This is a genomic window from Sphingomonas sp. (genome assembly GCF_036731925.1).
GTDB lineage: Bacteria > Pseudomonadota > Alphaproteobacteria > Sphingomonadales > Sphingomonadaceae > Sphingomonas.
This window is the reverse complement of the sequence record NZ_DAINDJ010000002.1, coordinates 109350-123198: the sequence shown is the minus strand read 5'-3', so window position 1 is coordinate 123198 and position 13849 is coordinate 109350. Positions and strand designations below refer to the sequence as shown.

13 protein-coding genes are annotated in these 13849 nt (G+C 68.2%); 11 read left to right on the top strand and 2 right to left on the bottom strand.

The annotated features are described in order from the left end of the window. The first annotated feature begins 22 nt into the window (after positions 1–22). Entirely contained in the window at positions 23–1714 is a 1692-nt protein-coding gene (locus tag V7E00_RS10130) for an SPOR domain-containing protein (RefSeq protein WP_333572542.1), read from the top strand. Between the two features lie 67 nt (positions 1715–1781). Next, the gene (locus V7E00_RS10125) at positions 1782–2921 is read left to right on the top strand and encodes a deoxyguanosinetriphosphate triphosphohydrolase (protein ID WP_443019207.1); all 1140 of its coding nucleotides are present in this window, start codon (positions 1782–1784) and stop codon (positions 2919–2921) included. Between the two features lie 39 nt (positions 2922–2960). On the opposite strand, the gene V7E00_RS10120 is transcribed toward V7E00_RS10125, so the two are convergent. Then, positions 2961–3776: a TorF family putative porin gene (locus V7E00_RS10120; RefSeq protein ID WP_333572540.1), complete on the bottom strand. Its 816-nt coding sequence runs from the start codon at positions 3774–3776 to the stop codon at positions 2961–2963. Between the two features lie 240 nt (positions 3777–4016). Here V7E00_RS10120 and V7E00_RS10115 point away from each other — a divergent pair, with 240 nt between their 5' ends. Continuing rightward, complete coding sequence (locus V7E00_RS10115; protein WP_333572539.1) at positions 4017–4295, top strand: hypothetical protein; 279 nt, start codon at positions 4017–4019, stop codon at positions 4293–4295. 177 nt (positions 4296–4472) lie between these two features. On the opposite strand, the gene V7E00_RS10110 is transcribed toward V7E00_RS10115, so the two are convergent. Then, positions 4473–4754 carry a hypothetical protein gene (locus tag V7E00_RS10110; RefSeq protein WP_333572538.1) on the bottom strand — a complete coding sequence of 94 codons (282 nt, stop codon included), beginning with the start codon at positions 4752–4754 and terminating at the stop codon, positions 4473–4475. Between the two features lie 239 nt (positions 4755–4993). Here V7E00_RS10110 and V7E00_RS10105 point away from each other — a divergent pair, with 239 nt between their 5' ends. From V7E00_RS10105 to scpB, 8 genes are all read left to right on the top strand, one after another. Beyond that, positions 4994–6463 carry a DUF1800 domain-containing protein gene (locus V7E00_RS10105; protein ID WP_333572537.1) on the top strand — a complete coding sequence of 490 codons (1470 nt, stop codon included), beginning with the start codon at positions 4994–4996 and terminating at the stop codon, positions 6461–6463. Positions 6464–6467: 4 nt separating this feature from the next. Then, complete coding sequence (locus tag V7E00_RS10100; protein WP_333572536.1) at positions 6468–7622, top strand: DUF1501 domain-containing protein; 1155 nt, start codon at positions 6468–6470, stop codon at positions 7620–7622. Positions 7623–7746: 124 nt separating this feature from the next. Beyond that, positions 7747–8505 carry a hypothetical protein gene (locus V7E00_RS10095; RefSeq protein WP_333572535.1) on the top strand — a complete coding sequence of 253 codons (759 nt, stop codon included), beginning with the start codon at positions 7747–7749 and terminating at the stop codon, positions 8503–8505. A 269-nt stretch (positions 8506–8774) separates the two neighbouring features. Further along, positions 8775–10499: an arginine--tRNA ligase gene (gene argS, locus V7E00_RS10090; protein WP_333572534.1), complete on the top strand. Its 1725-nt coding sequence runs from the start codon at positions 8775–8777 to the stop codon at positions 10497–10499. Next, positions 10499–11221 (top strand): SPOR domain-containing protein, encoded by a 723-nt coding sequence (locus V7E00_RS10085; RefSeq protein ID WP_333572533.1) that lies wholly within the window; start codon positions 10499–10501, stop codon positions 11219–11221. The genes argS and V7E00_RS10085 overlap by 1 nt, the downstream gene beginning before the upstream one ends. Before the next feature lie 42 nt (positions 11222–11263). Next, entirely contained in the window at positions 11264–12265 is a 1002-nt protein-coding gene (nagZ, locus tag V7E00_RS10080; protein WP_333572532.1) for a beta-N-acetylhexosaminidase, read from the top strand. A gap of 156 nt (positions 12266–12421) precedes the next feature. Beyond that, positions 12422–13168, top strand: a complete 747-nt coding sequence (locus V7E00_RS10075; RefSeq protein WP_333572531.1) for a segregation and condensation protein A — start codon at positions 12422–12424, stop codon at positions 13166–13168. After that, the gene (gene scpB / locus V7E00_RS10070) at positions 13165–13764 is read left to right on the top strand and encodes an SMC-Scp complex subunit ScpB (protein ID WP_333572530.1); all 600 of its coding nucleotides are present in this window, start codon (positions 13165–13167) and stop codon (positions 13762–13764) included. Before V7E00_RS10075 ends, scpB begins: the two co-directional genes overlap by 4 nt. The last annotated feature ends 85 nt before the right edge of the window (positions 13765–13849 follow it).

Here is a 13849-nt window from a genome sequence, read left to right as displayed (position 1 = left end):
CCTCGCTAGCGGTTAGCCCGACATGATCAGCAAGAAACATCTCGGCATCGGCGCGTTCGCGTCGGCGCTGCTCCTTGGCGCGTCGCCGGTATGGGCGCAGGCCGAGATCGTCCAGGCGCACAATCCCGATGCGGACGCGCTCGCAACCCAGATGCGCGTGCTCGCCGAGAATCCGCGTGACGTGGAGGCGCTGCTGGCGGCGGCCCGGCTGAGCACAAGGCTGGGCGATCTGACCGGCGCGCTGGCGCTGCTCCAGCGGGCCGAGAGCGTCGATCCGAGCAATCCGCGCATCGCCAGCAACCGTGCGGCGGTGCTGGTGCGGCAGGAGCGGCCGGGCGAGGCGCTGCGGCTGTTCCAGCGGGCGGAGCAGCAGGGCGTCGACGTACGCGAGTTCGCCGCCGATCGCGGCTTCGCCTATGATCTGCTCGGCCAGCCTTTGCTCGCGCAACGTGACTACAAGGTCGCCCTTGTCACCAGGCGCGAGGACGATGTGGTGCGGCGATACGCGCTGTCGCTGGGTATCAGCGGGCACCGAGTCGAGGCCGAACGCGAGCTCGATGCGCTGCTGCGGGCGCAGGATCGTGCCGCGTGGCGAGACCGCGCCTTCATCCTGGCGATGAACGGCGACGTCGCCGGGGCCGAAAAGATCGCCGGCACCGTGCTGCCGGGTGCGGCGGGCAAGAACCTGCTGCCCTTCTTCCGGCGGATCGCGACTCTGGGGCCTGCCGACCGCGCCTTTGCCGTGCATTTCGGCGAGCTGTCGCCCACGCCGGCGCGGCTGGCGGACGCACGGATGGCGCCTTCGCTGCCGGCCTATGCCGGTCCGGCGCCGGTCCAGATCGCGCAGACCCAGCCCTCCGCCGTGATACCGACACCGAGCACCCGCAAGACTGCTCCGCAGCCTGCGCCGGTACAGGTGGCCAGGGCCGAGGTCGTGCCGGTCGCGCGGCCGGTAGCAAGCCAACCCGCGCCGCAGCCCGTCGCGCAGCCGACGTCAGCGCCGCGCCCGGCATGGCAACCGACGCCGGTGCCCCAGCCGAGCCCGGTCTCCAGGCCCGTCGTGCAGCCGACCCCGGCACCGCAGCCCGAAGTCCGCCATGTCGCGCCCGCCAGCTCGCCGCTCGCGTCGATCATCGCCAATATCGACGTGCCGGCCAGCGAGCGCGCGCCTGCCTCCCGCCCGATTGTCGCCGCGCCTGCGCCGAAGCCGGTGGCCACCGTCCGCCCCAAGCCGGAGCCCAAGCGTGCGCCGTTGACCGAGGCGGAAGACGCCAAGCCCGCGAAGCCGACGCCGAAAAAGGGCGCCAGGGTAGAAGACGAAGCGGATGCCAAGCCGGCCAGGCCCGGTGCCAAGAAGGGCGCAAAGCCTGGCGACGAGGCGGATGCGAAGCCGGCAAAGGGCAAGAAGCCCGAGCCCAAGAAGCCGGATCCGAAGAAGGCCGATCCAGAGCGCGTCTGGGTGCAGGTGGCGAGCGGCGCAAACGAATCGACCGTGGATCGCGCCTGGAAGAGCGTCGCGGCCAAGTCGCCCAAGCTTTTGAAGGCGCGCGGCGGCTGGTGGATGCCGTTCAAGGCGACAAACCGCATCGTGACGGGGCCGTTCAAGACCAGCGGGGAGGCGCAGGCCTTCGTCAACAAGCTGGCGGGGGAGGGCGTCTCGGCGTTCGTCGTCACCAGCGAGGCGGGGCAGAAGGTCTCCAAGATCGCGCCTTGACCCTTCGACATGGGGCAAGGCTTGGGCTAGGGCCGCGGCCGTGAAACAGCTTTCCTCCTGGGCCTGCATGCCCGGCCTGTCCCGCGGACGCCTGCATCCCGAAGCGGGTGGCGGCGCCCGCGGCCCGCGCGACGCCTTCCAGCGCGACCGCGACCGGATCATCCATTCGATCAGCTTCCGCCGGCTGCGCCACAAGACGCAGGTGTTTCTGGCGCCGGACGGCGATCATTTCCGCGTGCGCCTGACGCACAGCCTGGAAGTGGCGCAGATCGGCCGCGCCATTGCGCGTGCACTGGGCTTGAACGAGGATCTCACCGAGGCGCTGTGCCTCGCCCACGACATCGGCCATTCCCCGTTCGGCCATGCCGGCGAGGATGCGCTGGAGGTGGCGCTCGCCGGGCGGGGCGGGTTCGACCATAACGGCCAGACGCTGCGCACGCTGACCCTGCTCGACAGCCCCTATCCCTCGTGGAACGGGCTGAACCTCACCTGGGACACGCTGGAAGGCCTCGCCAAGCACAACGGCCCGATCCACGAGCCGCAATGGGCGCTGACCGCCGCCGATGCCGAATTTCCGCTGGAGCTGGACAGCTGGCCCTCTCTGGAGGCGCAGGTGGCGGCGATCGCCGACGACATCGCCTATGACAATCACGATATCGACGACGGCCTGCGCGCCGGGCTGCTGACGCTCGATCAGATCATGGCCGTACCGATGATCGCAAAAGCCTGGGCCGACGTGCAGGCCCGCTTCCCGCACGTGAGCGCCAAGCGGCTGACGGGCGAGCTGATCCGCTCGCAGATTGGGCTGATGGTCAACGACTTCATCGCGGAGACGCGGGCGCGGATCGCGGACTTTGGGGTGGAGACGGTGGCGGATGTGCGCGGGGCAGGCCGCTGCCTGGCCGGCTTCTCGCCCGCGATGCGCGATGCCGAGCGCGGGCTGAAGCGGTTCATGTACGCGAACCTCTACCATCATCCGAGCCAGCTGGCCGCGGCGGCCTCCGCGCGGCAGGTCGTGTCGGGGCTGTTTGCCGCCTATGCCGCCGATCCGGCACTGATGCCCGCGGAGTGGCGCGAGGCGCTGCCGGCGGAAGAGCCCTGGCGCAGCCGCCACATCGCCGACTTCATCGCCGGCATGACCGACCGCTACGCCATTGCCCGGTATCGCGAGATATGCGGGACGATCGACCTCCCCGAGGGATTCTGATCGTGCGTCCCCTCCCGCGAGCGGGAGGGGCGCCGTTGCTCAGAATGCCGCGCTGACCGAGAACACCACCTGGCTGCCGGCGATGGTGGAGCCGTCCTTGGTGCTCGAGAAGTTCGGCTGCAGATAGTCGCTGTCGCGCCGGCTGATGCTGGTGTCGACATAGGCGACGCCGAGCACGACCTTGCCCAGCGCCAGATCCGCGCCGACCAGCCAGTCGGCATAGCTGCCCGTTGGCGCGACGCTGGTGCCGTTGGGCCCCAAGCCTGGATTGCCGTCCGAATAGCCGAGATGCGCCTTGAGCGTGATCGGCGTCTTGGGCACGGCGGTGCTGATGTCGCCCCAAAGGTACAGATTGTCCTCCTTGTCGCCGGCCCTGCTTTGCGGCGTGTTGCTCCAATTGCCGAGTGCTTGCTGCGCGGGCGCATAGGCGACGCCGGCGAGTGCGGAGACAGGGCCGATGCTGCCGCTGAGCTTCACATAGGGTTCGGCCAAGTCGGTCTTCGACGCGCCGCCCGGATACATGTACCAGGTAACGCCGACGTCGAGCGCGGCGCCCTTGCCGATCGGCAGCTTGTAGCCGCCAACCACGTCCAGCTCCATGTTGGCGCCGCCAAAGGTGCCCCAGCCTGAAAGATTGGAGCCCCAGAGCGACCCGTAGAGTCCGCTTTCGTGGCTGACGGTGAGGCCGCCCTGGACGGCCATCTGCTTGTCCGTCTGGGAAACGCCGCGGAAGCGGTAATCGGAAACCAGCGCAACGCTGCCGGAGACGGTGACGGGCTTGGGCGGATCACTCTCCTGCGCAAAGGCGGGTGAGGACAGGCCGAGCAGGGCTGCGGCGGCAAGACGAATCTTCATGGAACATTCCCTCTCGGTAGCGAGTGAAGTTCCAGCCTGCGTGGCACGGCGACTCGTTCTCTAGGACGAGCCTGTCGTTCCACTTCCGATCATTGCGGTGCAGCATGTCCAATTCATGGCTGAAATGTAAGAAAGTGTTGCTGTCTCGGAAAGCAGCGCCAAGCAACAGTTCGTTACAGCTGCGCAAGTGAGAGGCAAAGCCGGTTGGGTAAACGGTGGGGTAAGGAGAGATGCCCAACCATGAGGACCAGCACCGTGAAGCTTGCCACCATCGCGCTGCTTTCCGCGACCGTCGTCGCGGCTCCCGCGGCTGCGCAGTCACTCCACGAAACCCATGAGCGGGTGTGGATGCCCGCCGGCAAGAGCCATGTCGTTACATGGCGGATGAAGGGCCACAAGGCCGAGGCCACCCAGGCCCATCACCAGGCCGGCAAGCAGCAATATCTGCCGCCCCGCAAGGCCACGGCCGAGACGGCGCGCCGCGAGAGCGGCAGCAGCGCGATCGGCACCGCCAACTAAGTTCAGTTTCCGTCCCCCCAGAACGGAAAGCCCCACGGCCGCCCCGGCGACCGTGGGGCAATCTTTATGCGCGCAAGACGAGGCCGGTTGGTCCGGCGGTCTTCGCCGAACACGAAAAGGCCCCGCGGTCGCCAGGCGAGCGCGGGGCTTTTCGAAAGTGTTGCGGGCAGGCGGCGCTTAGCGCGACGCGACCTGCACCTTGGTCACCTTGGGCACGCGGAACGACACGCGGGTGCCGGCGGCGTTGCCATCGACCCAGCCGTTGCGGACGACGAGGCGGAACTTCTGGTTGCCCGGCTTTGCGACGCCTTCCAGGATCTGCGCGTCACCCTTCGGGGTCGACGTGTAGACATAGGTCACGCCGTCACGGGTGAAGCTGCGGGTGTCAGCGTTGTCAGCGGCAAAAGCCGGAGCGGCGGCGAAGAGGGTAGCTGCGAGCGCGATGGTGAAACGGGTCACGATCTTTCTCCTTCGTGGGTCCAAAAGAGCCAGATCGGCATCCTTCGTATGTTCTTGATAGACAAAATGTTGCGGTGCAGCAGATTCGGCAACCGCAAAGCACGCGGGTCTTGGTTGCATGTGGCGCAACCGTGTTGTTGCGGGACGAACGGTGCGGCGATGCGATGAGCCGTTTGCCTTGGCAAACTTCTGCGACACTCGGCAGTTAGAAAGGCTGCGACAGTGCGGAGGCTTCGCCCATGGCGGACAAGAGTATCGCGTACAACCGCTTTGGCCTGGGTGCGCGCCCGGGTGACGAAACGGGCGCCGATCCGCGCGCCTGGCTGGATCAGCAGCTCAGCCGCTACGTCGCGGTGCCGCCGGTGCTGGCGGACCAGCCGGGCAGCGGCACGCTCGTCGCGCGCTTCGTAGATTATCGCGACCGGCTGGCGCAGCTCAAAAAGCCTGCGACCCCTGCGGCGCCGGCCAGCGGCACGGGTCCGATGGTTCCCCAGCCGCCGGTGGTGCCGGCGGCGGACGATCCGACCGAGGCCTTCCGCAAGCAATTCGGACAAGCGAGCCGCGAGCTCTATAATGGCGCGGTCACCGCCCGCGCGCTCGCCGCGATCCAGTCGCCCGCACCCTTTGCCGAGCGGCTGGTGCATTTCTGGGCCAATCATTTCGCCGTCTCGGGCGACAAGATGGAGGTCACCAACCTCGCCGGCGCGTTCGAGTTCGAGGCGATCCGCCCGCATGTGATGGGCAGCTTTCGCGACATGCTGTTCGCGGTCGAGCGGCACCCGGCCATGCTGCTGTTCCTCGACCAGGCGGTATCGGTGGGGCCGAACAGCGCCCTCGCAATGCGCGCGGCGACCCGGCCCGCCGCGCGCCGGGGCCTCGGCCTCAACGAGAACCTCGCCCGCGAAATCCTCGAGCTGCACACGCTGGGGGTACGCGCCGGCTACAGCCAGGCGGATGTGACCGAGTTCGCCCGCGCGCTGACCGGCTGGACGATCGCCGGCTTCGGGCGGGGGCCGGTGGCGAAATTTGTCGGCGGCACCGGGCGGCAGGGTGACTTCGTCTATGCCGATGCGCTGCACGAGCCCGGCACGCGCACCATCCTCGGCAAGCAATGGGCGCAGGCGGGCGAGGCGCAGGCAGCCGCGGTGCTCGACCATCTCGCGACGCACCCCGCCACGGCGCGCCACATCGCCACCAAGCTTGCCCGCCACTTTGCCGGCGACGATCCGCCGCCGAAGCTGGTTGCGCGGCTGGAGGCGAATCTCCGCAGGACCGGCGGCGACCTGCCGAGCCTTTATCGCACGCTGATCGCGTCCCCGGAATGCTGGACGCCGGGGGCGGTGAAGTTCAAGTCGCCCTGGGAATGGTCGATCTCGGCGATGCGCGCGCTCGGCACCCAGCAGCTTCAGCCCAATGCCGTGCCGGGGCTGATGAACCAGCTCGGCCAGCCGGTGTGGAAGCCGGGCTCGCCGGCGGGATGGGACGATGTCGCCGGCGCCTGGGCCGGGCCAGATGCCGTGCTCCGCCGGGTCGAGGCCGCCGAGCGGATGGCGCAGCGCACCCGTGACCAGATCGACCCGCGCGCCCGCGCCGCGGCGATGTTCCCGGAAGCGCTCAGCCCCGCCACCACCCAGGCGATCGCGCGGGCGGAAAGCAACAGCCAGGGGGTCGCGCTCTTGCTGGTCGCACCCGAGTTCCTGCGGAGATAGCGTCATGATGCTCCATCGTCGCCAATTGCTCGCCGCCGGCGCCACCGCGCTGATGGTATCTCCCTTGGGCGCGCGCATGGCCTTCGCCGCCGCGCCCACCGAACGCCGTTTCGTCTTCCTCATCCAGCGCGGCGCAGCCGACGGGCTGGGAATCGTCGCCCCGGTGGGCGACCCCGCCTATGCCGGGGCGCGCGGCGACCTCGCCGCCGATTTCGCGAGCGCGCCCAGGCTCGACGGCATGTTCGCGCTGCACCCGGCGATGCCGAACACGCTCGGGCTCTACCAGGCGAAGCAGGCGCTGTTCGTCCATGCCGTCGCCTCGCCGTACCGCGACCGCTCGCATTTCGACGGGCAGAACGTGCTCGAGACCGGCGGCGTCTCGGCCTATCAGCTCAAGGACGGCTGGATGAACCGGCTGCTCCGCCTGCTGCCTGAAGGCGACAAGGCGATCGCGCTCGCCGCCGCGGTGCCGATGGCGCTGCGCGGGCCGGTGGAGGTGGCGAGCTACGCGCCCTCCTCGCTGCCCGAGGCCTCGGACGACCTGCTCGCGCGGGTGACGGCGATGTACGAAGGCGACCGCCAACTCCACCCGCTCTGGCAGGAGGCGATGGCGACCCGGATGCTCACCGGCGACCTCGGCAGTGACGGGGGGAAGAAGGCGGCGGATACCGGCACGCTGGCGGCCAAGCTGCTCTCGGCCCCCGGCGGCGCGCCGATCGCGATGATCGAGACCGGCGGCTGGGACACGCATTCCGGCCAGCGCGGGCGGCTGGGCGGGCAGCTCAAGGGCCTCGACGCGATGGTCGCGGCGCTGAAAGCCGGGCTGGGGCCGCACTGGGACAACACGCTGGTGGTGGTGGCGACCGAGTTCGGCCGCACCGTGAAAGCCAACGGCACCGGCGGCACCGATCACGGCACCGGCTCGGTCGCGATGCTGCTCGGCGGCGCGGTGCAGGGCGGCCGGGTTCAGGCCGACTGGCCGGGGCTGGGCGACGCGGCGCTGTACGAGGGACGGGACCTGAAGCCCACCACCGCGCTCGACGTGCTGATCGCGAGCGCGGTCTCGCGGCATTTCGGGCTGGCACCCGAGCGGACGGCGAAGGCGCTGTTCCCGGCGATGACCACGGCGGCGGCGATGGAAGGGTTGGTGCGGGGATAGGGGGGCAGTTGTTCGCCTTGAGCGATCGAAGGAGCTGAAGCCTCAGAGAAACGGTGCTGACAGGTGCCAACAGCCACTACTTAAAGTATGGAATGATGCGCCGACACCATGTTAGCGTCGGATAATGAGCTACTCTCTTTTGGAACTCGACGACTACGAGCGCGCTCCGTCCGAGCCGCATCGCAAGTTTGCAGTGCTGGAGCAAGCGGCGAGGCGCCGCATGAACGAGATAATGGACAGCACGCAGTCCGGGAATTTGGCCGAGGAACTGCGTACGCAGTATATGACGCTGACTATCGCTATGGCGAGTGCGCTTGGTATCCCAGGTGTAACGTATCCTGATGGCCATTTCGAAAGGGAATGGGAGGAGTATCAGGCGTTTTCACTCAAAGTTCAGGGCGTCATCGCAGGGATAATGCTGAACAGCGAGTTGGTGGCGGGCCCGCAATCCGTGCAACTTGCCACGTCGACAAAGGCCAAGATCGAAGGGCAGCTGTCCATATTGCGGAGCTTCGTCGAGAACTCCGACATGCCAGCTAAGCGTCGAACCAAACTAATCGCTCAGCTAGATGAATTTGCGATCGAACTTAATCGCACGCGGCTAAACTACGCCGCGATAGCGGTTATCGCAACCGCTTTTCTGGCTGGGGTTCAAGGTGTTACGTCGACGTTGGCAGATGCGCCTAATGCCTATCAGACAATCGGTTCTATTCTGAAATGGATCGGTCAGGACAAAGACGCCGAGGAACGAGAGCGTGAGCGTTTGGGTGCACCCACTCATATGTTGCCCCCGCCCCCAGGGCCCACCTCCAAGCTGGTTCAGGCGCCACCGCCTTCGTTCGGTGGATTTCCAGATGACTTGGATGATGACGTTCCGTTTTAGGCTTTCCTAAACTCTCAAGTCCCGAAGCCGATTGCTTCTCCCGTAGCGTATGTCTCCGCGCACAGGCTGATGCTGTGCTCACGAGTGCGGAGCGGTGGATATGGCGTTGCCGTTGCGTCGGAGGGGTTGAACCTACCGTCCACGCTAACCGCCGTCAGTTTTTGGTCTGTGAGCTACGCTTGCAGTAATGTATCCGGGGTCCCAATAGGGATGACGGCGCCGCGCCACTGCGCTACAGCCGCCGCTCCCATTCCCCATTGGATTGCTCAATGACGCTTTATGCTCGTTTCGCCGCGCATCTGAATCTGGCCCTGGATGCGCTCGTCCTCGCCGGCGATCTGCCTGCGGGACTGGAGCGACGCGCGGTCACGGTCGAGCCGCCGCGCGATCCGAGCCATGGCGATCTCGCCACCAATGCCGCGATGGTGCTCGCCAAGCCCGCCAGCACCAATCCGCGCGCGCTCGCCGAGAAGCTGGTCGCCGAGCTGGAGAAGCTGGACGAGGTTTCGGCCGTGTCGGTCGCCGGCCCGGGCTTCATCAACCTGACGCTGACCGAGGACACGTGGCGCGGCGAAGTCACCGAGATCCTGCAGGCCGGCGCCGACTATGGCCGCTCGTCGCTGGGCGCGGGGACGACGGTCAACGTCGAATATGTCTCGGCCAACCCTACGGGTCCGATGCACATGGGCCATTGCCGCGGCGCGGTGGTGGGCGATGCGCTGGCGACGCTGCTCGAGTTCGTCGGGCACAAAGTGATCCGCGAATACTACGTCAACGACGCGGGCGGCCAGGTCGACGTGCTCGCCCGCTCGGCGCACCTGCGCTACCGGGAGGCGCTGGGTGCTGCGATCGAGATCCCCGAGGGCCTCTATCCGGGCGACTATCTGAAGCCGGTGGGCCAGCAGCTCGCCGCCGAGTTCGGCGATAAATATGTCGATGCGCCCGAGAGCGAATGGCTGGTGCTGTTCCGCAAGGCGGCGGTCGCGGCGATGCTCGTCATGATCAAGGACGATCTGGCGCTGCTCGGCATCCGGCACGACCTGTTCTCGTCCGAGGCGGAGCTGCAGGCCGCCGGCAAGCCCGAGCAGGCCGAGGCATGGCTGCGCGAGCGCGGGCTCGTCTATGACGGCGTGCTGGAGGCCCCCAAGGGCGAGACGCCCGAGGATTGGGAGCCGGTGGAGCTGCCGCTGTTCCGTTCGACCCAGTTCGGGGACGACCAGGATCGCCCGATCAAGAAGTCGAACGGCCAGTGGACCTATTTCGGCGCCGATCTCGCCTACCACTTCCAGAAGGCGCAGTCGGCCGACCAGCTGATCGACATCTGGGGCGCCGATCATGCCGGCACGGTCAAGCGCATTGTCGCCGCCGTCCAGGCGCTGACCGGCGGGCAGACCCGGTTCGACGTCAAGCTGGTCCAGATGGTCCGCCTGCTGCGCGCCGGCGAGCCGGTGAAGATGTCCAAGCGCGCGGGCAATTTCGTCACGCTGGCGGACGTAGTGCGCGAAGTGGGCAAGGACGTGGTGCGCTTCACCATGCTCACCCGCAAGGCCGACGCCCAGATGGACTTCGACTTCGCCAAGGTGCTGGAGACCTCCAAGGAAAACCCGGTCTTCTACGTGCAATATGCCCATGCCCGCGTGGCATCGGTGCATCGCCGCGCGGCCGAGGCGGGGATCAGCCTGGACGAGGCGGCGGACCTGGCGCTGCTCGACGGGCGCGAGCTGGCCGTCGCGAAGCTCGCCGCGCAGTTCCCGCGCGTGGTGGAAGCGGCGGCAAGTGCCCGCGAACCGCACCGCATTGCCTTCTATCTCTATGATCTGGCGGCAGAGTTCCACGCGCTCTACAATCTGGGCAACGACTCTGCCGATCGGCGTTTCCTGATGGTCGAGCAGCCGGCGCTGACCCGCGCGCGGCTGTTCCTCGGCCGCTCGATCCAGCAGGTGATCCGCAACGGCCTCGCGCTGATGGGCGTGGAGGCGGTCGAGGAGATGTGATGCGGATGGGCGCCCGGTACGACGACAGCGAGCGGCTCCCCTGGCTGGAGACGGTGGAGGAAGCCTATGAGGAGCCGCGGCAGGGCCGCGTGTTCGTCACGATCTTCCTCGCCCTGCTCGTGCTGGGCGCGGCGGGCGGCGTCTATTACTGGCTCAAGCACCAGGCATCGCGCGACGGCAATGGCGCGCTGATCGCCGCCCCGGCCGAGCCCTACAAGGTGCGGCCGGACCAGCCCGGCGGGATGCGCGTCGACGGCGAGGGCGACATCGTCTTCCGCACCAGCCAGGGCGGGCCGAGCGAGGCGGGCATCAATGTCGGCGCGCTCCCCGAGGCGCCGGTGGAAGGGCAGAAGCCCCAGAAAAGCGCGCAGGCGGGCCCGAAGGCCAGCAGCAGCGCGACGATCGCGCTGCCCGCGCCAACGCTGGTCAAGCCGACACCGAGCCCCAAGGTGGTGGCGGCGGCGAGCGGCGCGGGTGAGGGCGCTGGCGCGCTGGTGCAGCTGGGCGCCTTCCCGAGCGAAGGTGCGGCGAACATCGCCTGGACGCGGATGTCGAAGCGCTTTGCCTATCTCGCCCCGCTGGGCAAGCTGGTGGTGCCGTTCGCCACGCCCGAAGGCAAGACCGTCTACCGGCTGCGGGTGAATGCCGGCAGCAATGGCCAGGCGCGCGAGATCTGCGGCAAGCTGAAGGTCGCCGGCGAGAACTGCTTCGTCGCGAGCTGACAGGGGTTGCGGGGCGAGCCGGATCGGCTAGGCCTGCTCCCCATGAAGCCCGTGATCTTCGGCCTGTCCGGCCCGACGCTTACCGACGACGAACGCGCCTTCTTCCGCGAGGCGGCGCCGCTCGGCTACATCCTGTTCAAGCGCAACTGCGTCGATCCCGAACAGATGCGGGCGCTCACCGATGATCTGCGCGCGCTGAGCGGGCGAGCCGACCTGCCGATCCTGATCGACCAGGAAGGCGGCCGCGTCGCGCGGATGCAGCCGCCGGTCTGGCCGACCTTCCCGGCGGGTGCTGCGTTCGATGCGCTGTACGAACGCGCGCCGATCTCCGCGATCGAGGCGGCGCGGGCGAACGGCCAGGCGCTGGCGCACATTCTTCGCGAAGCGGGCGTTACCGTGGACTGTGCGCCGCTGCTCGACGTGGCCGTCGAGGGCGGCACGGCCGCAATTGGCGACCGCGCGTTCGGGCGCGATCCGATGCGGGTGGCGGCACTGGGCCGTGCGCTGCTCGACGGGCTGCATCGCGGCGGTGTGGTGGGTATCGTCAAGCATATGCCGGGGCATGGCCGGGCGATGGTCGACAGCCACCTGGAGTTGCCGCGCGTGAAAGCGAGCGCCGAGGAACTGGAGGCGGACCTGCTGCCGTTCCAGCGGCTGGCGCAGGCGCCGATGGGGATGACCGCGCATATCGTGTTCGAGGCCTGGGACGCGGAACTGCCCGCGACGCTGTCACCTACGGTGATCCGCGAGATCATCCGTGACAGGATCGGCTTCGACGGGCTGCTGTTCACCGACGATATCGACATGAAGGCGCTCTCCGGCACTGCAGGCGAAAAGGCCGAGCGGGCGCTGGCGGCGGGCTGTGACGTGGTGCTCGATTGCTGGGCGCGGATGCGCGAGATGGTGGAGATCGTTGCGCGCATTCCGGATGCACCGGCGGCGTGCCTTGAGCGACTGGCGCGGGCGATGGGCTCGGTGGGGGAGGCGGAGGACGTGCCGCTTGCCGAGCTGCTGGCGAAGCGGGATGCGCTGCTGGGGGTGTGACCTCCCTTAAGCCTCTCCTCCTGGGAGGAGGGGTTGGGGTGGAGGGATTCCAGAACTTCTGTTGGTCTCGGTGAGACACAGCCCCACCCCAACCCCTCCCCTGAAGGGGAGGGGCTTAAGTTTGCTCGGCGATTGCCCGTCTCGCTCCCCCCTCCTATGACCAGCCCAGTGGACGGGGGCGACGATATCCTGAAGATCGAGGTCGAGGGCTGGGAAGGCCCGCTCGACCTGTTGCTGGCGCTGGCGCGTACGCAGAAAGTGGATTTGCGCCAGATCTCGATCCTCGAGCTGGTCGAGCAGTATCTCGCCTATGTCCACGCCGCGCGCGAACTGCGGCTGGAACTGGCCGCCGACTATCTCGTGATGGCGGCGTGGCTCGCCTATCTGAAGTCCGCGCTGCTGCTCCCGCGCAACCCCGCCGAGAGCCCGAGCCCCGAGGAGCTGGCGCTGCGCCTGCAACTCCGCCTCGAGCGGCTGAGCGCGATGCGCGAGGCGGGGGCGCGGCTCATTGCGCGCGACCGCATGGGGCGCGACGTCTTCCCGCGCGGCGCGCCCGAAGGGCTCCGCGTCCAGCGCCAGGCGAAGTGGGAAGTGGAGATCTACGACCTGATCGCCGCCTATGGCCGGATCAGCGCGCGCACGCGGCCGGTGATGCACGTCGTCGCCCACCGCGACGTGATGACGCTGGAGGCGGCGCTGGAGCGGCTCTCCACCCAGCTCGGCACGCGGATCGAGTGGGAGGTGATCGAAAGCTTCCTGCCCGAAGGCGCCAGCGACCTCTATCGCCGGTCCGCACTTGCCTCCTCCTTCGCCGCGGCGCTGGAGCTGGCGCGGCAGGGGCGGCTGGAGATCCGCCAGGACGCGCCGTTCGCGCCGCTCTACCTCAAGGCAATCCCGCAATGATCGACGCGGGCGACCCCGTGCGCGCGGTGGAGGCGGTGCTGTTCGCGTCGGAGGCCCCGCTCAGCGTCGACGAAATCCGCGCCTATGTCGGTGCGGACGTGGATGTCCGCGCGGCGCTGACGGTGCTTGGCGACGTCTATGCCGGGCGGGGTATCGAGCTGGTACGCCGCGGCGACCGCTGGCATTTCCAGACCGCCGCTGACCTCGCCCATCTGCTCCGCCGCGACCGCGAGGACAGCCGCAGGCTGAGCCGCGCGGGCATCGAGACGCTGGCGATCATCGCCTATCACGAGCCGGTGACACGCGCCGAGATCGAGGCCATCCGCGGCGTGCAGATCTCCAAGGGTACGATCGACGTGCTGATGGAGGCGGGCTGGGTGCGCCCCGCCGGCCGCCGCGAAGTGCCGGGGCGACCGCTGATGTATGCTACCACGCCGGGCTTCCTCAGCCATTTCGGGCTCGCCAGCCGGCGCGACCTCCCCGGCATCGAAGACCTCAAGGCGGCGGGCCTGCTGGACCCGGTCGATCTCGCGCTGGAACAGCTCGATGCCGCGGAGGCGGCGGCTGAAAGCGAAACTGTCACGGACGAGGAATAGGCGCATCCTCTCCGATTCGGCCGGTCCATTGCCCGCTGGGGGTGATCAACCGTTGCCGTGGGGAGCCGCGGGCCTTAGATAGGTC

What these genes read in the sequence shown, in the direction of transcription:
- V7E00_RS10085 (WP_333572533.1), top strand. Translation starts at nt 10,499, where the DNA reads ATGCGGATGGGCGCCCGGTACGACGACAGCGAGCGGCTCCCCTGGCTG.
- V7E00_RS10120 (WP_333572540.1), bottom strand. Translation starts at nt 3,776, where the DNA reads ATGAAGATTCGTCTTGCCGCCGCAGCCCTGCTCGGCCTGTCCTCACCC.
- nagZ (WP_333572532.1), top strand. Translation starts at nt 11,264, where the DNA reads ATGAAGCCCGTGATCTTCGGCCTGTCCGGCCCGACGCTTACCGACGAC.
- V7E00_RS10115 (WP_333572539.1), top strand. Translation starts at nt 4,017, where the DNA reads ATGAGGACCAGCACCGTGAAGCTTGCCACCATCGCGCTGCTTTCCGCG.
- V7E00_RS10130 (WP_333572542.1), top strand. Translation starts at nt 23, where the DNA reads ATGATCAGCAAGAAACATCTCGGCATCGGCGCGTTCGCGTCGGCGCTG.
- V7E00_RS10105 (WP_333572537.1), top strand. Translation starts at nt 4,994, where the DNA reads ATGGCGGACAAGAGTATCGCGTACAACCGCTTTGGCCTGGGTGCGCGC.
- V7E00_RS10075 (WP_333572531.1), top strand. Translation starts at nt 12,422, where the DNA reads ATGACCAGCCCAGTGGACGGGGGCGACGATATCCTGAAGATCGAGGTC.
- argS (WP_333572534.1), top strand. Translation starts at nt 8,775, where the DNA reads ATGACGCTTTATGCTCGTTTCGCCGCGCATCTGAATCTGGCCCTGGAT.
- scpB (WP_333572530.1), top strand. Translation starts at nt 13,165, where the DNA reads ATGATCGACGCGGGCGACCCCGTGCGCGCGGTGGAGGCGGTGCTGTTC.
- V7E00_RS10100 (WP_333572536.1), top strand. Translation starts at nt 6,468, where the DNA reads ATGATGCTCCATCGTCGCCAATTGCTCGCCGCCGGCGCCACCGCGCTG.
- V7E00_RS10095 (WP_333572535.1), top strand. Translation starts at nt 7,747, where the DNA reads ATGAGCTACTCTCTTTTGGAACTCGACGACTACGAGCGCGCTCCGTCC.
- V7E00_RS10125 (WP_443019207.1), top strand. Translation starts at nt 1,782, where the DNA reads ATGCCCGGCCTGTCCCGCGGACGCCTGCATCCCGAAGCGGGTGGCGGC.